This is a genomic window from Streptomyces sp. NPDC042371, from assembly GCF_056437465.1.
In genome coordinates, this window is record NZ_JBWKAP010000007.1 from 37712 (window position 1) to 58243 (window position 20532).

General features: G+C 71.1%; 19 protein-coding genes. 5 read left to right on the plus strand and 14 right to left on the minus strand.

Features of this window, described 5'->3' with window-relative positions:
- Window positions 1-36: 36 nt before the first annotated feature.
- Window positions 37-621, minus strand: a complete 585-nt coding sequence (locus AC068B_RS21790) for a TetR/AcrR family transcriptional regulator (protein ID WP_478673329.1) — start codon at window positions 619-621, stop codon at window positions 37-39.
- 551 nt (window positions 622-1172) lie between these two features.
- Between AC068B_RS21790 and AC068B_RS21795 the strand changes: the two genes are divergently transcribed.
- Window positions 1173-2219 carry an ATP-binding cassette domain-containing protein gene (locus tag AC068B_RS21795; RefSeq protein ID WP_478673330.1) on the plus strand — a complete coding sequence of 349 codons (1047 nt, stop codon included), beginning with the start codon at window positions 1173-1175 and terminating at the stop codon, window positions 2217-2219.
- Window positions 2216-3007 (plus strand): ABC transporter permease, encoded by a 792-nt coding sequence (locus tag AC068B_RS21800; RefSeq protein WP_478673331.1) that lies wholly within the window; start codon window positions 2216-2218, stop codon window positions 3005-3007. The genes AC068B_RS21795 and AC068B_RS21800 overlap by 4 nt, the downstream gene beginning before the upstream one ends.
- On the opposite strand, the gene AC068B_RS21805 is transcribed toward AC068B_RS21800, so the two are convergent.
- Both AC068B_RS21805 and AC068B_RS21810 read right to left on the minus strand, forming a co-directional pair.
- A complete protein-coding gene (locus tag AC068B_RS21805) occupies window positions 2928-6185 on the minus strand; it encodes an ATP-binding protein (RefSeq protein ID WP_478673332.1) in 3258 nt (1085 codons plus the stop codon). The two genes, AC068B_RS21800 and AC068B_RS21805, sit on opposite strands and share 80 nt — an antisense overlap.
- A complete protein-coding gene (locus AC068B_RS21810; RefSeq protein WP_478673333.1) occupies window positions 6182-6772 on the minus strand; it encodes a CGNR zinc finger domain-containing protein in 591 nt (196 codons plus the stop codon). The genes AC068B_RS21805 and AC068B_RS21810 overlap by 4 nt, the downstream gene beginning before the upstream one ends.
- A 69-nt stretch (window positions 6773-6841) precedes the next feature.
- Between AC068B_RS21810 and AC068B_RS21815 the strand changes: the two genes are divergently transcribed.
- Complete coding sequence (locus AC068B_RS21815; protein ID WP_478673334.1) at window positions 6842-7684, plus strand: alpha/beta fold hydrolase; 843 nt, start codon at window positions 6842-6844, stop codon at window positions 7682-7684.
- On the opposite strand, the gene AC068B_RS21820 is transcribed toward AC068B_RS21815, so the two are convergent.
- The 4 genes from AC068B_RS21820 to AC068B_RS21835 form a co-directional block, all read right to left on the minus strand.
- Complete coding sequence (locus tag AC068B_RS21820; protein ID WP_478673335.1) at window positions 7685-8212, minus strand: SRPBCC family protein; 528 nt, start codon at window positions 8210-8212, stop codon at window positions 7685-7687. It abuts the gene before it with no gap.
- A gap of 30 nt (window positions 8213-8242) precedes the next feature.
- The gene (locus AC068B_RS21825) at window positions 8243-9472 is read right to left on the minus strand and encodes a DegT/DnrJ/EryC1/StrS family aminotransferase (protein ID WP_478673336.1); all 1230 of its coding nucleotides are present in this window, start codon (window positions 9470-9472) and stop codon (window positions 8243-8245) included.
- 136 nt (window positions 9473-9608) lie between these two features.
- Window positions 9609-10706, minus strand: a complete 1098-nt coding sequence (locus AC068B_RS21830; RefSeq protein WP_478673337.1) for a GNAT family N-acetyltransferase — start codon at window positions 10704-10706, stop codon at window positions 9609-9611.
- A 268-nt stretch (window positions 10707-10974) separates the two neighbouring features.
- Window positions 10975-12159, minus strand: coding sequence for a 4-hydroxybenzoate 3-monooxygenase (locus AC068B_RS21835; protein WP_478673338.1), 1185 nt, complete (start codon window positions 12157-12159; stop codon window positions 10975-10977).
- Window positions 12160-12304: 145 nt separating this feature from the next.
- Here AC068B_RS21835 and AC068B_RS21840 point away from each other — a divergent pair, with 145 nt between their 5' ends.
- The gene (locus AC068B_RS21840; RefSeq protein WP_478673339.1) at window positions 12305-12862 is read left to right on the plus strand and encodes a TetR/AcrR family transcriptional regulator; all 558 of its coding nucleotides are present in this window, start codon (window positions 12305-12307) and stop codon (window positions 12860-12862) included.
- 28 nt (window positions 12863-12890) lie between these two features.
- On the opposite strand, the gene AC068B_RS21845 is transcribed toward AC068B_RS21840, so the two are convergent.
- Window positions 12891-13481 (minus strand): hypothetical protein, encoded by a 591-nt coding sequence (locus AC068B_RS21845; RefSeq protein WP_478673340.1) that lies wholly within the window; start codon window positions 13479-13481, stop codon window positions 12891-12893.
- 34 nt (window positions 13482-13515) lie between these two features.
- The gene (locus AC068B_RS21850) at window positions 13516-14079 is read right to left on the minus strand and encodes a TetR/AcrR family transcriptional regulator C-terminal domain-containing protein (protein WP_478673747.1); all 564 of its coding nucleotides are present in this window, start codon (window positions 14077-14079) and stop codon (window positions 13516-13518) included.
- A 77-nt stretch (window positions 14080-14156) separates the two neighbouring features.
- Here AC068B_RS21850 and AC068B_RS21855 point away from each other — a divergent pair, with 77 nt between their 5' ends.
- Complete coding sequence (locus tag AC068B_RS21855; RefSeq protein WP_478673341.1) at window positions 14157-15413, plus strand: FAD-dependent monooxygenase; 1257 nt, start codon at window positions 14157-14159, stop codon at window positions 15411-15413.
- Between the two features lie 25 nt (window positions 15414-15438).
- Here AC068B_RS21855 and AC068B_RS21860 read toward each other — a convergent pair whose 3' ends face one another.
- The 5 genes from AC068B_RS21860 to AC068B_RS21880 all read right to left on the minus strand — a co-directional run bounded on the left by AC068B_RS21860 (window position 15439) and on the right by AC068B_RS21880 (window position 20473).
- Window positions 15439-16449 carry a helix-turn-helix transcriptional regulator gene (locus AC068B_RS21860; RefSeq protein WP_478673342.1) on the minus strand — a complete coding sequence of 337 codons (1011 nt, stop codon included), beginning with the start codon at window positions 16447-16449 and terminating at the stop codon, window positions 15439-15441.
- 92 nt (window positions 16450-16541) lie between these two features.
- Window positions 16542-17669 carry an FAD-dependent monooxygenase gene (locus tag AC068B_RS21865; RefSeq protein ID WP_478673343.1) on the minus strand — a complete coding sequence of 376 codons (1128 nt, stop codon included), beginning with the start codon at window positions 17667-17669 and terminating at the stop codon, window positions 16542-16544.
- A 120-nt stretch (window positions 17670-17789) separates the two neighbouring features.
- Window positions 17790-19229: a helix-turn-helix domain-containing protein gene (locus AC068B_RS21870; protein WP_478673344.1), complete on the minus strand. Its 1440-nt coding sequence runs from the start codon at window positions 19227-19229 to the stop codon at window positions 17790-17792.
- Window positions 19226-19531, minus strand: a complete 306-nt coding sequence (locus AC068B_RS21875; RefSeq protein ID WP_478673345.1) for a helix-turn-helix domain-containing protein — start codon at window positions 19529-19531, stop codon at window positions 19226-19228. Before AC068B_RS21875 ends, AC068B_RS21870 begins: the two co-directional genes overlap by 4 nt.
- Window positions 19532-19597: 66 nt before the next feature.
- On the minus strand, window positions 19598-20473 hold the full coding sequence (locus AC068B_RS21880) for a class I SAM-dependent methyltransferase (RefSeq protein WP_478673346.1): 876 nt from the start codon (window positions 20471-20473) through the stop codon (window positions 19598-19600).
- Window positions 20474-20532 lie beyond the last annotated feature (59 nt).

The following is a 20532-nucleotide window of genomic DNA, read 5'->3' on the forward strand; positions in this document are numbered from 1 at the left end:
CCGCCCGATGCCCGATGCCCTGAGCCGTCGTCGCCGTCAGCGATGCCGGTCGATCAGCATGCGCGCCATCTCCTTGGCCCGGAGGGCCGCGTCGGCGTCACCCTCCGCCGCCGAGATGATCGCCCCCTTCATCAGGATGTGCCAGGACCGGGCGAAGCCGTCGGCGTCGCGCAGCTCCGCCTCTTCGGCCATGCCGCACACGAGGGAGCGGATGTTCCCCAGGTACTCGATGCTCGCCAGCCCCAGCGGATGCTTCCAGCCCATCTCCAACAGCACGTTGACGAACGTACAGGCGTCGAAGTCGTCGCCCCGGAACCACTCGTCGAAGACGTCGAAAATGGCCAGCAGCCTACCCTCAGGAGTCCCGCCGCGACGACGAACACCCGCCACCACCCGCCCCAGCGTCCACTCCCGCTCCCTCCGGGCCAGAAACGCCAGTACGAGCCGGTCCTTCGAAGGAAAGTGCCGGTAGAGCGTCGCCTTGGCGACTCCCGAACGCGCGATGACTTCGTCGATGCCGACAGCACGGATGCCGCGCTGCGAGAAGAGCTCGTACGCGGTCCTCAATATCCGTTCGCGAGGGGCGAGTTGGTCAGCCGCCGACGGCGATTCGCTGTCCATTGCCGTCCAGAATAGCCCTGGACAGAGTCGCCGCCCGCTGCCATCGTCGAGGCAGAGACGCACGAGACAGACCGGTCTTTCTGTCCTGCCGACCATGACTCATCGTTCCGCCCCCAACCACCACCACAAGTCCCGGTGTACTCACCAACCGGCAGGCAGCCGACGCGGGAGAGATCCGGCCCACTGCCGCCACCGGGAGCCGTCCCGACGGGTGGGGCCGCGAAGCTCCCTGGCGCGCCCCTCCCGCCAGGTGAGGCCGCCCCACCCGTCGGACGCGCAACGCGCGCACCTCAGCCCGCGCCGGGGTGGTCGCCGGTGGCGCCATCGACGAGTTCGCGCACGATGTCCATCTGCCCCGCGTGCCGTGCCCAACCAGGCTCAGGAGGTTCGTCCCCGACGGGGTCATCGGCCGCCGCAACGCCTCGTCGTCCAGCCCGCGGAACCTAGCAGCCAGCTCAGACACCGCCCCTTCCGTCGCCCCTTCCATCGTTCCCCTCCCCTGAAACCACCGTGAGACCACGCTGAATGCGCCCCGCCCCACCCTCTGTCGCATGACGACAAGAGCCGTGGCGGAGACAACAGCCGCTACCACCACCGCATCCACCGGATCGCACGCGCCCTCGCTCGCCATCGCCGCTCAGGGGCTGCGCAAGACCTATGGCGACAAAGCCGTCCTCGACGGCGTCGATCTCGCCGTGCCGGGTGGGAGCGTCTTCTCTCTGCTCGGGCCCAACGGGGCCGGGAAGACCACCGCCGTCAAGATTCTCTCCACCCTTGTCTCCCCCGATCCGTCCTCCGGCGAGATTCGTGTCGGTGGGTTCGATCTCGCCGCCGAGCCGCAGGCGGTCCGTGCCGCGATCGGTGTCACCGGGCAGTTCAGTGCGATCGACGGCCTCCTCACCGGTGAGGAGAACATGCTGCTCATGGCGGATCTGCAGCACCTTCCCCGCAGCGAGGGCCGTCGGGCCGCCGCGGAGTTGCTGGAGCGCTTCGACCTGGTGGAGGCCGCCAGGAAACCCGCGCTCGGTTACTCCGGCGGCATGCGGCGTCGGCTCGACATCGCCATGACTCTGATCGGCAGGCCGCGGATCATCTTTCTCGACGAGCCGACCACCGGCCTCGATCCGCGTTCCCGCCACAACATGTGGGACGTCGTGAGGGAGTTGGTCGCCGAGGGAGTCACCGTTTTCCTCACCACTCAGTATCTGGAGGAGGCCGATCAACTGTCCGATCGCATCGCCGTGTTGAGTGGTGGAAAGGTCGCCGCCGAGGGCAGCGCCGATGAGTTGAAGCGGCTGGTGCCCGGCGGACACGTGCGGGTGCGGTTCGACGACCCCGTCGCGTACCGATCCGCCGCCGCGGCACTGCACGAGGCGGCCACCGACGACGAGGCGCTGTCACTGCGGGTCCCCGGCGGCGGAAGTCAGCGCGAGCTGCGCGCTCTTCTCGACCGGCTGGATTCGGCGGGTGTGGAGGCGGATGAGGTGACCGTGCACACCCCCGACCTGGACGACGTGTTCTTCGCCTTGACCGGCAGCGATGAAACGAAGGCGGATCAGGCAGGTCAGGCGGCCCAGTCCAAGGAGGCTCGCCGGTGAGCGCCCTCTCCCTCGCCCTGCGCGACTCGACCACGATGTTGCGCCGCAATCTCCTGCACGTGCGGCGCTATCCGTCCCTCACCCTGAACGTCCTGCTGACACCCGTCGTCCTGCTCCTCCTCTTCGTCTACATCTTCGGCGACGTGATGAGCGCGGGCATGGGTGGCGGCGGATCCGATCGCTCCGAGTACGTCGACTACCTCGTTCCCGGCATCCTGCTGATGACCATCGGCGGCACGCTGGTCGGAACCGCCGTGTCCGTCTCCATGGACATGACCGAGGGCATCATCGCCCGCTTCCGTACGATGGCGATCCACCGCGGCTCCGTGCTCGTCGGGCACGTCGTCAGCAGCGTGCTGCAGTCGGTCGCCAGTGTGGTCCTCGTCGGGGCCGTCGCCGTGGCCATCGGCTTCCGGTCCACGGATGCCACCGCTGCGGAGTGGTTGGCGGCGTTCGGGCTCCTCTCCCTGGTCGCCCTCGCGCTCACCTGGCTCGCCGTCGGCGTGGGGATGGTCAGCCAGAACCCCGAGGCGGCAGGCAACAACGCGGTGCCGCTGATCATCCTGCCGTTCCTCTCCAGCGCCTTCGTGCCGATCGAGGCGATGCCGGGCTGGTTCCAGCCGGTCGCCGAGTACCAGCCGTTCACACCCGCCATCGAGACGCTGCGTGGCCTGCTGCTCGGGAGCGGGATCGGCAACAACGGCTGGCTCAGCGTGGTTTGGTGTCTGGGGCTGGCCCTGTTCGGGTACTTCTGGTCGGCGTCCCTGTTCCATCGCGTCCCGAGATAAGCACGAGCGCGCGGGCTGCCGCGCGCAGTTCGTCCCGTCCCAGGGCGGCGTACGCCGACACCGCGTCGGCGTACGCCGCCCTGTCGGTGTCCTCGGCCGCCCGCCGGGCACGGTCCGCCGACATCGTCGGCTGGAACTCGCGCAGTACCCGCATCCGTTCGGCCAGCGCGATCATCCGTACGGCCGACGGGTCACCACCGGACGCGAGCCCCGCCAGGCCCAGCGCGTGCAGCACCGTCCCTGAGACGGGGAGTTCCGCGGCCGGGGCTGACGGGCCGGACAGCAGTACGCGCAGTCGCTGCCGCAGCCGGTCGACCGGCTGCGCGACGATGTCGAGGCGGCCTGCGTGTGCGTGCGCCGTCACCGCCGCAGACTGGATCTCCAGCGCCCATGGGTCGGCCCAGGGGTCGCCGCCGTAGAGCGGGCTCGTCTCGGGCAGCCGGTCCACGGCGCTGCGCCACAGGCCGAGGCCCGTCTCCGTCAGCCCGCGGGCGAGCGCGATCTCCGCGCGCGTACCGAGGTCGGGGCTGTAGAAGGCGTCCTGCGGCGGCAAGTTGTCGCCCTCCGCCCGGTGCAGCCAGTACTCGGCCTCGTCGGGGTCGCCACGTTGCAGACAGGCGAGGGCGAGTCCCTGACGGATGCCGACGTAGTCGTGCTCGGCGCCGAGCCGCGGCAGCACTTCGAGTACCGCCTTCAGGTTTTCGTACGCGTCCTCGCCCCGCGCCATCTGCAGGCACAGCTCGCTCAGCCGGGCGTGGCCCACGACCCGCAGGGTCGGGCTGTCGACCGGCCCCAGCGCGGCGATCATCCGGTGTGCCGAGCCGAGCGCACGGTCGAAGTCGTGCTCGTACTTCCATACGTAGGTGGCGACGCACTCGGCGACGGCCGCGACCAGCGGCTGTTCGCTCGCGCAGAGCTCGTGCAGCACCGCGTAGTCGGGGGACCGCATCGCGGGGATCGCGCCCAGCACCACCGCGGTGGCGCGCAGCAGCGTGTCCGGCGGGGCCGGGGGCAGCCGCCGCAAGGTGGCCAACTGGCGTACCGCGTGCGGGCCGCAGTCCATGAACAGGCTCGCCGTGCACAACACCGCTGCCGCGCGGGCGACTTCGACGTATTCGGGTTCGGGGCGGTAGCGCGACAGCGGTGGACCGGTCTCGGCGGCGAGCGCGACGAGGCGGGAGTAGTTCAGGTCGGTCGACCACAGGGCGGCGAGGACGGCGGTGAGGGCCGCGGTCGCGGGACCGTCCGCGCGGGCCAGCGCGTACCGCAGGGCCAGGACGAGATTGTCCTGCTCGGGCCTGATCCGCTCCCTGGCGGCGTGGGGGCTTTCAGCACCTTTGACTCGACGAGGGCCTTCAGCAGATGCGGGCCTTCCGGCGTCGACCAGCACGTCGTGGTTCGCGATGCCGAAGTCCCGTGCCCAGGACAGGAACTGGTCGACTGCCACCTCCTCCTCGCCCGCCTCCGCGCGCCGGGCCGCGCTGAACTCCCGTACCGTCTCCAGCATCCGGAACCGCACACCGGCAGGCGTGTCGGCGACAGTGAGCAGCGACTGATCGACCACCTGCTCCAACACGGCCAGCGCGTCCGCGCCGAGCACCCGCTCCGCCGCTTCGGCGGAGAAGCCGCCGGGGAAGACGGACAGCGTGCGCAGCGCGGCCGCGGCCTCCGCCGTGAGCAGGTTCCAGCTCCACTCCACGACCGCGTGCAGCGTGCGGTGCCGCTCCGGTACGTCCCGCGCGCCGCCCCGCAGCAGCGCGAAGCGGTCGCCGAGACGCTGGGCGATCTGCGGCACCGAGAGGACCCTGACCCGGGCGGCGGCCAACTCCACGGCGAGGGGCAGCCCGTCGAGGTGGCGGCAGAGCTCGGCCACCGCGTCCGGCGGCAGCTCGACGCCGGGGCGGGCGGCGCGGGCCCGCTGGGCGAACAGTTCGGCCGCGGTGTCGGGGCCCAGCTCCGGCAGCGCGTACAGCGTCTCCGACGTGAGGTCCAGCGGGGCGCGGCTGGTGGCGAGCACCCGGAGGTCCTTCGAGGTCGACACCAGGGTTCGTACGAGGTCGGCGGCGCCCCGGACGACCTGCTCGCAGTTGTCGAGGACCAGCAGGGCGGGCCCGGCCCCGAGCACGGCACGGATGCCGGTCACCGGGTCGGCCGGGACGTGACCGACGAGGGCGCCGTGCCGCCCCTCCCCCGCACCGAGCGCGGAGGCCACTTCCGCGGCCACGTCGTCGTCCGCGGTGACGCCCGCGAGCGGCACGAAATGTACCGCGCGCTGTTCGGCCCGGCGGCTGACGGCGTGGGCGAGCCGGGTCTTGCCGAGGCCTCCGGTGCCGACGACGGTGACGGCGCGTGAGGTGCGCAGCAGCCGCAGTACCGCCGCGATGTCCTCGTCCCGGCCGAGGAGTTGGTTCGGCTCGTGCGGCACGCCGTGTCCGACGGCGGGCGTCCCGCCGCGCAGCAGCTCCTGCTGTACGGCCCTGAGCCCGGCGCCCGGCTCCGTGCCGAGGCCGTCGCGCAGTTCGCGCCGGTACGCCTCGTACCGCGTCAGTGCGGCGGACGGGCCTGCCGTCGCCGCCTCGCCGCGCAGGACTTCGGCGAGCACTTCCTCGTCGCGCGGGTGCTCCGCGACGACGACGGCGAGCGGGGCGGCCGCCTCCGCGTGGCGTCCGAGGCGGGCGAGCGCGAGTGCCCGCGCGCGTACGAGGGTGTCGCGGACGACGGCGCGGTCGGTACGCAGTGCGGCCACGAGGTCGTCGGTGGTGCCCGCGGCGCCGGGGGCGGTCTCGGGGACGCCCTCCCACAGGGCGAGTCCGGCGTCGGCCGCCGCCAGCGACCCCGCGTGGTCCCCCGCCCTGGCCCGGTCCGCGCTCGCGGCGGCGTGCAGGAGGAGGGCGGAGGTGTCGACCTGCTCCTCGGCGAGTGCGAGCCGGTACCCGGCGGGCGTGTTGGCGATGACGTCGGCGCCCAGCTGCGCCCGCGCCCTGGACACGAGGACCTGCAGCGCCTTTCCCGGCCGGTCGGGCAGCCGGTCCGGCCACAGCCCCGCCACGAGCCGCTCGACGCTGCAGCCCGTGCGCAGGTCGCCCGCGAGCAGCGCGAGGAGGCCGCGGAGCCGGGGCGCGGTGACCTCCTGGCCGCGGTAAGCGACACGTGGGAGCAGCGTCAGGTCGGTGGTCACCCGGTTCCCTCCGGAAGTTGCCGGGCCCGGTGCCTTGCGACGTTCATGCGGTTGCCGCAGAGCCCCGGCGTGCAGTAGCGGCGGCGGCCCGCCTTGCTGGTGTCCACGAACATGCCGTCGCAGACGGGTGAGGCGCAGTGCCGGATGCGCTCGCCGCTGAGGGCGTGCAGGACGCCGAGCAGACCGGTGCCGATCAGCGCGGCCAGTTCGTCGGCGAGCCCGGCCGCGGGTCCGGCGGCCACGAACCACTGCCAGTGGCCGTCGGCGTCCCGCTCAAGCATGGGGCGTGTGCCCGCGCGTTCGACCAGTGCGTTGGCGCGGTCTGCGAGCACGTTCTCGTCCGCGGACTCCAGCAGGGAACGGACTTCCTGGCGGAGGGCGAGTACCTGTCCCAGGTCCCTGTCCGTCGGGCCGCGACCCGATTGCGGCAGCGCCGCCGGTGCCAGGTGGTGTTCGGCGAGGAAGTGCCCGAGGGCAGCCGCGTCCACGAGTACCTCGCCGGTACTCCTGCGCACCAGGGCGGACGTATTGACGAGGTCGGTCGCCAGCCCGGCCCCGAGCGTGTAATCGGAAAAAGGAGACTTCAAGCCTTACCCCTGCTAGCGTAATCGGAGAAAGAAAATTATACCGCTTACCTCTTACACCGGGAGAGTTACGTGAGCACGTGCACCAAATCTGCGCCGTGGAAGCTGCGTCAGCGGGTCCAGGTCACCGCGGGCGAGGTCGCGGCCGACGTCTTCGGCGACGGCCCTCCCCTCGTCCTGGTCCACGGCACACCCGCCTCCTCCTACCTCTGGCGCAACACCGTGCCGGAACTGGCCCGCCACCACACTGTCCACGTGTGGGACCTGCTCGGGTTCGGCGAGTCCCGCCTCGCTCCCGACGCCACGCCTTCCATCGCCCAGCAGGCCCGCACGCTGGCCGAACTGGTCGAGCACTGGGGGCTGACGGCGCCGCGCCTCGTGGGGCACGACATCGGCGGCGGGGTCGTGATGCGCGCCCACCTGATCGAACGGGTTCCGGCAGCCGGACTCGCCCTGCTCGACGCCGCCGTCATCGGCCCGTGGAACACTCCGTTCACCGATCATCAGCAGCGCCACGCGGAGGCGTACCGCACGATGCCGACGCACGTGTTCGCCGATATCGTCGGCGCGCGGCTGCGGACCGCGACCCACCTTCCGATGACCGATGCCGATGCCGCCGCCTACCTCGCCCCCTGGCACGGGGCCGAGGGCCGACGGCGGTGGATGGAGCAGGTCTGCGCCGTCAGCTTCGAGGACACGCGGGGCGTCGTGGACCGGCTCGACCGGGTGACCGCGCCGACCCTCGTACTGTGGGGCCAGGAGGACGAGTGGCTCGCGCCCGCCGCCGGTGAACGTCTGGCGGCGGCCATCCCCGGCGCGCGGCTCGCCACCATCGCCGCCGCCGGTCACTTCATCGCCGAGGACCAGCCCCGCGAGACGGCCGCGGCTCTCGTGGACTTCTTCGGCAGCCGCTGATCAGCGACTGCGTACGCCTTCGCCCTCCAGCTCCCGCTTGAGGTTGCGGAGGGTCCGGTCGATGTTTCCCACCTGGAAGGCCGCGAAGGTCTTGCCCCGCGTGGCGATCCGGTCGAAGGCACCGGCCACGAAGTCGGGCCAGGAGCGCCGGTCGTCCGTCCAGGTCTCGGTCACCCGCGTCACCGCTCCCGCCGCACCGGCTTCTTCCTCGAAGCGGTACTCCCAGGTGGCGATGGGGGCGCGCAGGCGGGGACGCTTCAGGCCGATCGCGTGCACCCGGAAGGCGAAGCGGCTGCCCGGGTCCGCGGCGGTGACCGTGCAGCGGGTGGTCCAGCGGAACGCCCCGCGCTTGTTGTGACCGTCGAAGACCAGCCCCACCGCGGCCGGTTCGTCCGGTTCCGGTACGGTCGCGCCGAGGTTCTCCGGGCTCCAACGGCCCATCTGCGCGGGCCTGCTGACCTGCGCGTACACCTCCGACGGGGACGCCTGGACCACGATGCTGCGGGACACGGTGAACGTGCGGGCCATGGGGAATGCTCCGTTCCTCGGCCCACGACCTTACCCGCCAGTAGGTCCCACGGGAAGCGCCAGATCATCGCGGGAACCGAGGGGCGGATGCGCCTGTGCCGCCCGTTCCTTCGTCAGCGCCTTGGTGATCTTCCGGGCCAGGAGCGGGTCGGCGGGCAGCGTGTGCGCGGCGAACCACCGGGCGGCCGTGGGGTCCGGGGACGGTTCGACGAACTCCGCGCCCGCGTAGTCGTCGAGCGGCGGATCGTAGATGTATCCGGCGACCACTCCGTGCCGCACCAGACGGTCCACCAGCGTGTCGCGGTCCTGGACCAGGAGCGGCACGCGGAAGAGCGGTGGCGGACCGTCGTCCGCGGGCCGGTCGCGGAGCGCCCGGGTGGCCCAGCCGGTGCCCGCAAGCAGCGACGAGCCCGCCTTGCGCCGGGCGAGGTCGTCGTCGAGCCGGGCGATGCGCAGCTTCAACTGCCCGCGGACCAGAGCCCCGTGGCGGGCACGGTAGCCGTGGAGGTCGACGCGGATCCACGGTTCGTACGCGGCGAGGCTCGGCACCCCGGACGCGCAGCGCGTGAGGCGGGGGGCGTGCAGGTCCATCCGGAACGCGTCACGTTCGAGCATCCCGAGTCGCTGCATGGTGCGCCACACGGGGCGTACGAGATGCAGGCCGCGCACGGTCGAGCGGACCAGGGGACGCAGTGTGGTGGACAGGTCGGCGCGGAGGCTTCGCGGCAGCATGAGTTCGTCGCGCAGCAGCTCCAGCTTGCGGCGGGTGGGCTCGTCCTCGACGGCGAGGAAGCCGCCCGCCATCGCCGCCACGTGCTTGGAGAGGCTGAACGCCGCGGCCGTCCCGAACGTCCCGATCGGCTGCCCGTCCACCTGCGTGCCGATCGCGTGGGCGGCGTCCTCGAAGAGCGGGATGCCCAACTGGTCGCAGCGGCGGCGCAGTTCGACGACGCGGTCGGGTATTCCGTACAGGTTCGTGGTCAGGACGGCGTCCACGTTCCGCCAGGTCTCCTCCGGCACGGCGGCCGGGTCGATGTTGCCGTCCCAGACGGAGACCGGGGCCTGCACCGGGCGCAGTCCCGCCGCGAGGACCACGAAGAGGATCACGTCGTCGTTCACCGGTGACATCAGGACGCGCGCGCCGGGCCTGCACCAGTGCCGCAGCGCCAGGTACAGCGCGAGCCGCGCCGATGGCGTGTAGACGCACTCGCGTCCCAGTCGCCGCGTCATGGCCGCGGCGAGCCCCGATCCGTACGGCATCCTCACCTCTTCCGTCAAAGGAAAGCGGACAGCCGTCGGACAGCCACGTGGAGTGGAGTGGACCGGACAGCCCGGGAAGGTCGAAGGGACGAAAGTCGAGGGTCGAAGGTCGAAGAGCAGCGGGCGGAGGTGGCGCTCAGCGCCCGCCCCCGTGGCGCGACGTGCGCATCGAGCCGACGGTCTTCAGCAGCCGGTCGGCCGGTTCTCTGAGCCGGGGGTGGGCCAGGACCGTGTTGCGCAGGCCGCGCACCGGTCTGCGCCACAGGCGGTGCGCCGCCGCCACCGGGTGGGGACGGGTCGCGAAGCCTTCTCCCACGCGCAGTTCGCGGGTCTTGAGCCAGTCCTTGTACTCCTTGTCGCCCCGGCCCATGTCCATGACCCGTACGCCGTCCCGGCCCGCCGCCTCCGCCATCCGCAGATGCATCATCAGGCCGGGCGAGTAGTAGCTGAGCTCGGGGTCGTACGCGGTGAACCAGGCGGCGAACACGGTGCTCGACGTCGGCCCGAAGTGCGCGGCCACCGGCCGGTCGCCCGCGTACACCACGGACAGCACGCCGGTGAAGTGGTCCTCGCGGACCTCGAAGAAGTCGTGCACCAGGTCGACGATCCAGGGCTTCGCGAAGCGGTCCATGCGGCCCGTCCTGCGGTACTGGGCGGACTTCCAGCGCATGAGGGTGTGCAGCAGCCGAGGGTCGCGCTCGTCGTAGACGAACCGCGTCTCGCCGATGTCGCGGCTCAGCCGGCGCTCCTTCTTCAGCATCGTCTTGGCCTGGCCCGGATAGGCGCTGCGCAACCACTCCGCGTAGGTCTCCTCCTCGCCGACCTTGAGGTCGAGGACCGGGGAGGCGAACGTGCCCGTGACGTACGCGCCGAACGGCCTCTGGTCCTCGACCAGATGGTCGAACTCGAAGACGGAGAGGCCGCAGGCCCGCAGCAGCGCGTGGGGGTCCCAGGTGATCCCGGGCCGGTGCACGAGGGCCTGGCAGTCGGAGAGACCGAGTCCGATGGCCCGGCCCACCCCGAAGGCGTTGCGCTCGAAGGGGAGGAAGCCGACGGCCTCCCCCTTCTCGCGCAACACCGCCACGCGCGTTCCGCCGCGGTGCCGGGCGATGCCCATGGCGAACTCCGGTGCCAGGAAGGGGTTCGCGAACCTGGGCGACTCATCCATGGCTCGGTGCCAGGCAGCGCGGAGCGAGGGGCTCAGCCCGTCGAGCCGGTGGATCGTGATGTCCATCTCAGACCGACCGTCCTTCCGCGGGCTCCGCGCGGGGGATGCATCTGGTGCTGGTCCTGGGTCTGCTGCTGGTTCTGGTACCGGATCTGGTGCTGGTGTTGAACCCGGTGCCGGTGCTGGATCTCGTTGTGGATCTGACGGAACTCATGGCTGACCGCTCCCCCGTTCCCGTCCCCCTGTCCTGCGAGGCTCAAAGGTCGCGAAACCGTACGCATGTGTCAAGACCGCCGACCGCAAGCGGCGTCAACCCGGCCAGTTCGGCGGCGAGTTACTCGTTCAAGCCGACGAGGAACTCGCCGAACAGCCGGTTCGCCGTGGTCGACGCGTAGAGGCGCTCCAGTTCGGCGCGCGCGATCCGCTGCTGGAACACACCCCGGTAGGAGGCGTCGCCACTGTCGTGCATCAGGTCCGTGAACCACGCCGCGAAGGCCTGGTAGTTCCACACGTGCCGCAGACACGTGACGGAGTACTCATTGAGCGCCATCGGGTCGTTGTCCTTGACCTTGCTGAGCACGGCCCTGGCCAGGACGTCGGCGTCGTGCAGGGCCAGGTTCATGCCCTTGGCGCTCATGGGCGGAACGATGTGGGCGGCATCGCCCAGCAGATAGAGGTTTCCGTAGCTCATCGGGTCGAAGACCACGCTGCGCAACGGGACCATCTGCTTGCTGACGATCGGCCCTCGGGCCGCGACCGGCTCCCCGAAACGGGCCTCGAGCTCGTCCCAGACCCGCTCGTCGGGCCAGTCCTGTGTGCTGCCTTCGAGCGGGCACTGCAGGTAGAAGCGGCTGGCGTGCGGGCCGCGCGCGAACTGACCTGCGAACCCGCGGGAGTGGATCGCCATCATGGACTGGTGGTTGGGCGCGACCTCTGCCAGCACGGTCAGCCAGGCGTAGCCGTACTCGCGGCTGTAGCGCGTGATGCTGTCGGCGGGAATGGACGCCCGGCTCACGCCGCGGTCGCCGTCGCAGCCCGCGACCACTTCGCAGGTGAGCGCCCTCGTGGTGCCGGTGGTGTCGCGGTAGCGCACGAGAGGCCGCTCGCCGCCCAGGTTCTCCAGCGTGACGTCGTCGGCTTCGAAGCGCAGGTCCCCGCCGTCGCCCACGAAGGCGTCGATGAGGTTGCGCACCAGGACCTGCTGCGGGCAGAAACGGCCGTCGCCGTTGTCGTCGGCCAGGAACCGGAAAGGCCGCGTCCGGCCGTCGATGCGGAAGTTCATGACCGGCTCGAAGGGCTCGCCGCCCACGACCCGCTCCGTCAGGCCCCACTCGCGGAACATGCGTGCCGCACGAGTGTCGATGACCCCCGCCCGCTGCCGCCGCTCCACGTACGCACGGCCGCGCCGCTCCAGGATGACGCAGTCGATCCCGCTGCGCAGCAGGAAGTTGCCCAGCGCGAGACCGGCGACGCCCGATCCCACGATCACGACGGTGGTGTTCTCGTCCGGTAAGGACATAGCTGAAACTCCTTGATCTCCTGAGGAGGCCGGAAGGGCGCACTGCGGCGCGACGAGCCGCGCCCGCTATACCCTTATGGCCTTAAGCGAAGTCACTACTACGCATCATACGTAGTCGCCACTACGGATAACAAGGAGAGTCGTCATGCGCCGAGACGGAGCCGCCAACCGGGAGAGCGTTCTGCTTGCGGCCGAGCAGGTCTTCGGCGAGAAGGGAGCCTCTGCCTCCACGGAGGAGATCGCCCGCCGGGCACAGGTCAGCATCGCGACCGTGTTCCGCAATTTCCCCACCAAACACGACCTCATCGAGGCCACGGCCGCCCGCTACCTCGACGGTCTCGCCGACCAGGCGCGCGAGTTGGCCGACGACATCGACGACCCGGCCGAGGCGTTCGTCGCGCTCCTGCGCACGCTGGTGTCGGTCGGTGCCGTGAAGACGGCGCTCATGGACCTGCTGCCGCCGCACAGGGACGACTGGCAGGACCTGTCTCCCCAGGTCGTCTCCTCGGCCGACGCACTCCTGGGCGCGGTCGAGCGCGCCCTGGGCCGTGCGCAGGCGGTCGGCGCGGCCCGAAAGGACGTCGCCGTCGACGACGTCTCCCTGCTCCTGCGAGCCCTGTCCCACGTCACCACCCCCGGCGCGGAGGAGGCCGTCGAACGCGCGCTGGGCATCGTGATGGACGGCCTCGGAGTTCCACACTGATCCGGAACGGGAGGACGGGGGCCAGGGGTTATGACGCCGGGCGTGCTGGATCGTCGAAGGTCGGCAGGACCCCGGTCCACGTCAGGTGACTCGGTGCTCCGTCGGGAGCCTGAAGCGAATCACGGGCGTACTTCTCGGTTCGCTTGAGCTGCTCCCGCATCTGTTCCTCGAACCGGGCCAAGTGAGGATCCAACGTGTCAGTGCCCTCCCCTTGCCCGACGAAGTAGCCGCTGAACATGCCAAAGGTCAGCAGGGTTTCGCTGATGAGATCCGCGACGGTCTCGTCAGCCTCCAGGCGTGCCGTCATCATTGCCGTGTCGAGCTCTTCGAGAGTCTCCGTGAAGCGTCGTGTTTCCGCTTCCCGCTCCTCCCGGTTCATGAACCGGCGGTTGTACATGGCGATCGTCATGTCACGGTGCAGCCCTCGGCACGTGCCGAGCAACTGCACGTACGCCTCACGTCGAAGCTGACGAAGCCACTGCGCATGAGCGGCTTCTGCCGTCCTGTCAGCTTGATACTTGGCCCCCTGCAGGGCGATCTTCGCGGCGCCCCAGGCTCCGCCTGCGCCGAGAGCAGCACCGCCGAGAGCGCCGATCAACCCCGCTATCGCTGCGTCCATGCCTCTCCTTCCCCTCCCCCTGCGGGGCAGCGTCTCAGTTCTCGGTCGGAGCGGTGTGCCGCGTCAGGCCGCCGAGGATCAGGCCGAGGCCCGCCTCGAACGCCGCTTCGTGGTCGAGGACCGGAACGTCGGGTGGCAGGTCGGCCGCCGGGCCCGCATCCGCCTGCTCCTCAAGCACACAGCCGACCGTGTAGCGGCCGACAGCCAGCATCGCCATCTGGGCGTCCTTCTCGGGCACGCCGGAGGTGACGAGGAAGGCCATCTTGCGGCGGATCCGGTCGAGGTCGCCGGTCGGGGTGCTGCCCGCGTGGAGGCGTGCGCCGTCGCGGCGCTGCAGCAGCGTGCGCCGGAAGCTGCGTGCGTTCTCCAGGAACCACTCGCGCCAGTCGTCCTCGGGCGCCGGGAGCGGTGCGGTCGCGTGCGGGGCCATGGCGGCCGCCGCCATGGCCGCCAGGAGGTCCTTCTTGGTGCGGAAGTGGTAGTAGAGCGACGGCTGCTCGACGCCGAGCCGTTTGGCCAGCCGTCTGGTGCTCACGGTTTCCAGGCCCACGTCGTCGAGCAGATCCAGCGCCTCGGTGACGACGGTCTCACGGTTCATCTTGGTCACGTTGACAATCTATCGCTGATAGAAGACTCTCGAAAGAAATCAATCACCGATAGATTTTGGGTGCCGTCATGACGGACAAGACCACCAAACGCTCCGTGCGCTCCCTGCGGGTTCTGATCGCCGGTGGCGGGGTCGCCGGGCAGGCGCTGGCCTTCTGGCTCACCCGCGGCGGTCACCGGGTGACGGTCGTCGAGCGTTCCCCGGCGCTGCGCGCCTCGGGGGCGCAGGTCGATCTGCGCGGCCAGGGCATCGAGGCGGTCGAACGCATGGGGCTGCTCGAGACCGTGCGCAGTCGGCTGGTGGACGAGGCGGGCGTGGCCTTCGTCGATTCCCGCGGAAGGCCGCGAGCGACGATCATGGCCAACACCTCCGGCAAGGGCCGGCAGACCCTCACCTCGGAGTACGAGATCATGCGCGGCGACCTGGTCCGCATCCTCAATGACGCGACCAAGGGCGACACCGAGTACGTCTTCGGCAAGAGCGTCGACGGCTTCGACCAGGACGAGCACCACGTCACCGCGCACTTCTCGGACGGCACCTCCGGCGACCACGACCTGCTGATCGGAGCCGACGGCCAAGGCTCACGCATCCGGCGAGCGCTCCTGCCGGACGGCTTCGATCCGTACTGGCGCGTCGGCATCCACATGGCCTACTGGTTCGTCCCGCGCATCGCCTCCGACACCAACATCCGCGACACCTACATGGTCCCGGGCGGCCGCCAGATCATGCGGCGCAGCCACAACGCGACCGAGACGCAGGTGTACTTCGTGCTGCGCGAGGATTCGGCGGAAGCCTCCGCGATCCACCGCGCGCCCGCCGAGCAGCAGCAGAAGTTCTGGGCCGACCGGTTCCACGACGCGGGCTGGCAGACCGATCGCTTCGTCGAGGGCATGAAGGACAGCCCGTTCTTCTACTCCCAGGAGATCGCCCAAGTCCGCACCGACACCTGGTCCAAGGGCCGCGTGGCCCTGGTCGGCGACGCCGCACACTGCGCCTCCCCCTACAGCGGCATGGGCATCTCCGGCGGTCTGGTCGGGGCCTACGTCCTGGCCGGTGAGATCAACCGGCACGCCGACGACCTGCCCACCGCCCTGGCGGACTACGACCGCGTCCTGCGGCCCTTCGCCGACCAGATCCAGGCCGAGGTCAACCCCCGCATCCTGCGCGTGGGCATGCCCATGAACAAGCACGCCATCAGCGCCTTCCAGCACGTCACCGCGCTGGCCTGCTTCTTCCACGTTCCCGACCTGGTCGCGCGGTTCTCCAAGGAGGACCGCGGGGGCGACTGGAAGCTCCCGGCCTACGCGGACACGCGCACCGCGTGACCCGTCGCGGCGCGGACGGGGCGGGTCATCCGCGGTTTGCGGTGTCGGAGGGCAGTTCGGCGAAGCGGGCGCGGTACTCGCCTGCGAAGCGGCCGAGGTGCGAGACGCCCCAGCGGTAGGCGACCGTGCCGACGGGGTCGCCGGAGGCGAGGAGGTCCTCGCGAATCCTGTCGAGCCGGAGGTTCCGGACGTAGGACATGGGCGAGATCCCGAGCCCGCCGCGGAATGCGGAGGTGAGGGTCCGCGGGCTGCAGCCCGCGGCCCCGGCGACGTCGTCGAGGCTGATGCGCTCCGCAAGATTCGCTTCGATGAAGGCGAGGGCTGCCCGCAGGGAGCGCGGGTGGCCGGGTTGCGGACCGTCGTGGAGCTCGCCGGTGTGCGAGTGGGGCTGGGCCAGCAGCAGGGCGGTCACGAGGCAACGCAGTTGGCTGCGCTGCAGTTCCGCGCGCTGGAACAGCGGGTCGCCCGAGTCCAGCTGTTCGAGGAGGGAACGGACCAGCAGCTGTACCGCCCGCCCCTTGGACTTGGCCAGGTCGAGGGCGAAAGTGAACCGCACGGTGGACACCGGCGGATGCCCGGTCAGCACCGCGAATTCCTGGTCGACGAGGGCGGCGTCGATCCGCAGGCCCAGGAACCGGGTCCTCCGGCTGCGCAGGGGCCGCAGTTCCTGGGTGTCTCCTGGGCTGACGACTCCCGCCGTCGCCTCGTCGAGGGTCGTCTGCAGGCCGCCGCGCGATGCGGCGACGGCACCGGAGACACCGATGTTGATGAAGTAGGAGCCGCGGCTTCGGCCGCGGTCACGATGGCGATCGTGGTCACGGCCCTCGGCCGGGGTGACCCGCACCCCGAGGGGCGAGGCGAAGCACCCGACCGCGAAGTCGTGCGCCGCGACGCCGCGCAGTTCGTGATCGCCGCCGCACAGCTCGCCCAGGGGCGATGTGGCGATCGCGCCACCGAACAGGCGAGTGGCGGCGTTGAGCAGGTCGGCGGGGTTCTGTGACCTGGTGATGAGGTGGTTGCGCAGCGGCGTCGGCATGATGGTGGGTGCACCTCCCTGGGGCCCATTGTCGGAGCTCACTATCGGAGCTCGTTGTCGGAGCTCGTTGTCGGAGCCCACTGACTGATGCTCTACGCGGGCTCGGCCATCAGCCGGTGGCAGGAGTCAGCCAGCAGATACGCCTCGGGGTGGCGCTGCGCCTGCTCCAGACCGGCGATCGCCACCGAGGTCTCCACGAGCGTTCGGCACCGCCGCGCGCGCCGCCCGACGAACGCCCGGAGCCCCACGTCGACGGACTCGTGCCGTCCGAGTTCCCGGGCCAGGACGAGCCCGTCCTCGACGGCAAGGGCGGCGCCACTGGCCATCTGCGGCGCGGGCGCGTGCGCGGCGTCCCCGATGACCACGCAGGCTCCCCGGCTCCAGGCGCCGTCGAGGAGGGCCGTCAGCACCGGGCGGCGCACCACCGATCCCGAACCGGATACCTGCGAACGGAGCTCCGCCACCCGGCCCGGGAAGGCAGCCAGCAACTGCTTCAGGCGTGGGGCGAGTTCGGCGTCGGGCAGAACGCTCCGCTCCACTCCGTTCTCCGTCAGGAACACGTACGCCTGCCGGTCCGAGAGGGGTACGAGCCCGGCCGTGCCGGTCTCCCCGGCGAACTGATGGATGCCGGTGGCCCATTGCGGACGGGGGACCAGGGCCCGCCAGACCATCTGCCCGTGAAAGTCGACCGATGCGTCGAGCCGCAACAGGCCCCGTACCGACGAGCGGATCCCGTCCGCTCCCACGAGCAGGGCGACCCCGCGGACCGTCCCGTCCGACAACCGCACGCGGACCAGCTCGCCCTCCTGGTCCACCGCGACAACGGTCACCCCATGGCGCACCACTACGCCTCGCCTCTCGGCTTCCGCGTGCAGGATGCGATGCAACAGGGGACGCGCGATACCGGCCATCGCCGACCGTCGCCCGCCCACGAGGCGCGGCAGCCGGACCTCGCCCGCGGGCTCGCCGTCGACGTCCGCGTGCGTGATCGTGCTCATGCCGTAGCCCTCGGCCAGACATGCGTCCGCAAGGCCCAACTCGTCCAGCGCGCGCAGCGAAGGCCCGGTCAGGCACAGCCCCCATCCAGACGTCGCCCCCGGCGGCTCCGCCTCGGCGATCTCCACCTGCCATCCGCCGCGCGCCAGGGCGGTGGCCGCTGTCAGACCGGCCACGCCCGCCCCCACGATCACGGCCGTCCGCACACCGCGATAGCTGTCCATGTACGCCTCCAGGGCTCCGGTTTCCTCGAAACCGTAGGGCGCGCCGGAGCTCTGCCTTATCCGAATCGGGCGGCGGCCATCCGCTGTCGGCAAGCTGGTTGACTGCTGAGCCTATGCGTCTCAGTTGAGGGTGTACCGGTCCTTGACCTTCACCTCGGAGACCGAGCGGCCCTCAGGGAAGATGCTCTGCCAGTCGCCGATCACATGGAGCTCGTCGGTGCCCATCGCCCGTACGACGGTGAGGCCCTCGTCGTACGCCTTGTACGCCTTCATCCAGAGGTTGGCGAACGCCTGCGAGCGGATCAGGTGCATCCAGTCCGGGCGGTACAGCTCGCGGTTGTAGTTCGACTCCCCCATGGTGGCGACGAACTTGGAGTACATCGCCTTCACGTACTCCAGCGTCACCTCGTCGTCCTCGCTGATCGCCCGGTCGCGGGCGTCCTTGAGGGCGACGCGGAACTTCTCGAGGAGCCCCTCGGTCGCGCCCGAGGTGTACGACTCGTGGATCGTCGGCGGTTCGCACAGCCCGTACTTCGGCGACGACAGGCGCAGGAGCAGGCGCAGCGTGGGCTCGGTGATCCAGAGCGGTCCCGGCTCGTCGCGGTTGCCGATCGGGTTCGGCAGCACGCCCTCGTGGTCCCAGTGGGGCGGGGTGACGAGGTGGACTCCCGCGCGGCGCCGGTCGTGGTCGAAGCCGGTGGAGTGCTCGAGCTGGCCGAGCGGGAGGTGCGTCTTGAGCGCGGAGAGATAGGCGCCGTTGATGTCGAGCGCGGTCACCTCGTGTGCGCCCGGCGGGAGTTCGGGGCGGGTCCACTTGGGGCGGGCCTCCCAGATCTGGTCCGCGCCGCGCGAGGTCTGCTTGCGGAGGATGTCGGGGATCCAGGGGTGCGCCACGACGTCGTAGCGGCCGCCCTTGCGGGTCTCGTCCAGCAGGGCCATCGCGTCCGGGATGGCGCGCCGCACCAGCGCGGCGGTGGCGGCCTCCACATCACCCTCGTGCGCGGCGAGCGCCTCCTTCACGGCTCGGCCGATGGCGTCGGGGGCCTCGGCGGCGGCCTTGGCGCGGCGGCCTGCCGGGACGAGCTTCATGGGGGTGGCGGGGCGGGTGGGGGCGGCGGGGGCGTCTTTGGCACTGTCTCCGCGCGTACCGCACTCGGCGTGGTCCAAGTGCTGCGGGAAGCCCTCGACCTGGTCGGTCGCGGGCTGACCGCACAGGACGCACGGCTTGGGCTCGGGGAGGATCTCGGGGTCCGGATCCGGAGAGGGCTCAGGCTCCGGAGAGGGCTCGGGATCGGGATCCGGCTGGGTCTCCGGCTGCGGAGTGAGCCTCGTGCGTGCGGCCTCCAGGAAGTACGCGTACTTCTCCCGGATCCCGCCCGTCGGTTCACGGCCGGATTCCCAGCCGCCGACCGTGGCCGGACTCACGCCGATGGCGCGCGCCACCTGCGCCTGGGAGAGGCTGAGGGCTTCACGCAGCGCGCGGCGCTCCTCGGCGGGCGGCAGCTCCACCTCGGGCCCGGAGGCGGCCAGCAGCGCGTCGATCGCGTCGAAGTCGCTCACCGCCGGGCCTCCCTCGGCTCATCGGCCGCGGTGCGGCGCCTGGGCACGGTGCGGCGGCGGTCGGCGGACAGCGCCTCGCACGCGCGCGTGGGACCGGCCAGCAGGTCGAGCACGTCGATGCCGTAGTGCGCGGCGATCGCGTCGCAGTCGTCCAGACTCCAGGCCGCGGTACCGGACTGACGGCGCGACACCTGTGTCTGGTCGACGCCGAGCACGGCGGCGAGGCTCGCCTGCGTGTCGCCGGTGAGCTGCATCAGCGCGGCCACTGCCGCACGCAGCCGCTCGGTGGAGGACATTCCCATGGCGCCAGCCTATCCAAGGGGGCGGCGACTTCTGCATGCACCACGCGGATTACGCATGTAACCCGGTCAGCACGCATCTTCCAGGAGGGCGGTGCGCCAGACGAAAACCTCCGTGCTCGGGGTGCGTTCGGAGAACCGGCCCGACGCGGACGCCTCCCGCAGCAGTCGCCGCAGGTCCGCCTCGAAGCTGCCGCGGCGGGTCCCGAACAGGTGCGGCGCGGAGCTCGACATCGAGAACACGCCCGCGACCACGTCGTCGACCGAGCGTTCCAAACGCTGCCCGCCCGGGACGACGAGGCGCTGCGGTCCGGCGAATCCGGCACGGGCGAGCACGACCCGCTCGCCGCCGGGGGTGCCTTGCGGCAGCACGCCGCGGCCCGCCCGGCGTACCGGGCCCAGATAGCTTCTGATGAGGTCGCCCACCGCATCGTGGGGCGGCGCCGGATGCGGCAGGTCCTCGTCGGCCTGCGCGTCCCGTTCCGCCTCCTCCGCCTCCGGCTTCAGGTCCGAGACGTGCACCAGCGCCCCGCCGGGACGGAGCATGCTCTTGACCGTCGCCGCCACCAGGTCCTGGTCCATCCAGTGGAAGGACTGGCCGAAGGTGGCGACGGTGAACGTGCCCAGCCCGGCGGGCAGGTCCTCCGCCCGGGCCCGCACCCATCGCGTCCGCTCGGCCACTCCCCGCCCGGCGGCATCGCGCTCCGCTTCGGCGATCATCCCGTCGTCCGGGTCCACGCCCACGACCTCGCTGAACAGCGGGGCCAGAGTCAGCGCGAGAGTCCCCGGTCCGCATCCCACGTCGATGAGGCGCCCGCGCCCGTCCAGGTGCAGGGCCTCGGCCAGTGCGGCAGCCAGCCCGGGCGCGTAGGGAAGCCGTCCGCGCGCGTAGTAGGCGGCAGCCCCTTCGAACAGCGTGTCGTCCCACTCCCAACCGGCCACCATGCCAGCTCGCCGCCTCTCGTACTCCCCCGTCGCTCGGGGTCCGCACCCGGACCGTACTC

What these genes read in the sequence shown, in the direction of transcription:
- AC068B_RS21790 (WP_478673329.1), bottom strand. Translation starts at nt 621, where the DNA reads ATGGACAGCGAATCGCCGTCGGCGGCTGACCAACTCGCCCCTCGCGAA.
- AC068B_RS21795 (WP_478673330.1), top strand. Translation starts at nt 1,173, where the DNA reads ATGACGACAAGAGCCGTGGCGGAGACAACAGCCGCTACCACCACCGCA.
- AC068B_RS21820 (WP_478673335.1), bottom strand. Translation starts at nt 8,212, where the DNA reads ATGGCCCGCACGTTCACCGTGTCCCGCAGCATCGTGGTCCAGGCGTCC.
- AC068B_RS21825 (WP_478673336.1), bottom strand. Translation starts at nt 9,472, where the DNA reads ATGCCGTACGGATCGGGGCTCGCCGCGGCCATGACGCGGCGACTGGGA.
- AC068B_RS21830 (WP_478673337.1), bottom strand. Translation starts at nt 10,706, where the DNA reads ATGGACATCACGATCCACCGGCTCGACGGGCTGAGCCCCTCGCTCCGC.
- AC068B_RS21835 (WP_478673338.1), bottom strand. Translation starts at nt 12,159, where the DNA reads ATGTCCTTACCGGACGAGAACACCACCGTCGTGATCGTGGGATCGGGC.
- AC068B_RS21840 (WP_478673339.1), top strand. Translation starts at nt 12,305, where the DNA reads ATGCGCCGAGACGGAGCCGCCAACCGGGAGAGCGTTCTGCTTGCGGCC.
- AC068B_RS21845 (WP_478673340.1), bottom strand. Translation starts at nt 13,481, where the DNA reads ATGGACGCAGCGATAGCGGGGTTGATCGGCGCTCTCGGCGGTGCTGCT.
- AC068B_RS21850 (WP_478673747.1), bottom strand. Translation starts at nt 14,079, where the DNA reads ATGAACCGTGAGACCGTCGTCACCGAGGCGCTGGATCTGCTCGACGAC.
- AC068B_RS21855 (WP_478673341.1), top strand. Translation starts at nt 14,157, where the DNA reads ATGACGGACAAGACCACCAAACGCTCCGTGCGCTCCCTGCGGGTTCTG.
- AC068B_RS21860 (WP_478673342.1), bottom strand. Translation starts at nt 16,449, where the DNA reads ATGCCGACGCCGCTGCGCAACCACCTCATCACCAGGTCACAGAACCCC.
- AC068B_RS21865 (WP_478673343.1), bottom strand. Translation starts at nt 17,669, where the DNA reads ATGGACAGCTATCGCGGTGTGCGGACGGCCGTGATCGTGGGGGCGGGC.
- AC068B_RS21875 (WP_478673345.1), bottom strand. Translation starts at nt 19,531, where the DNA reads ATGGGAATGTCCTCCACCGAGCGGCTGCGTGCGGCAGTGGCCGCGCTG.
- AC068B_RS21880 (WP_478673346.1), bottom strand. Translation starts at nt 20,473, where the DNA reads ATGGTGGCCGGTTGGGAGTGGGACGACACGCTGTTCGAAGGGGCTGCC.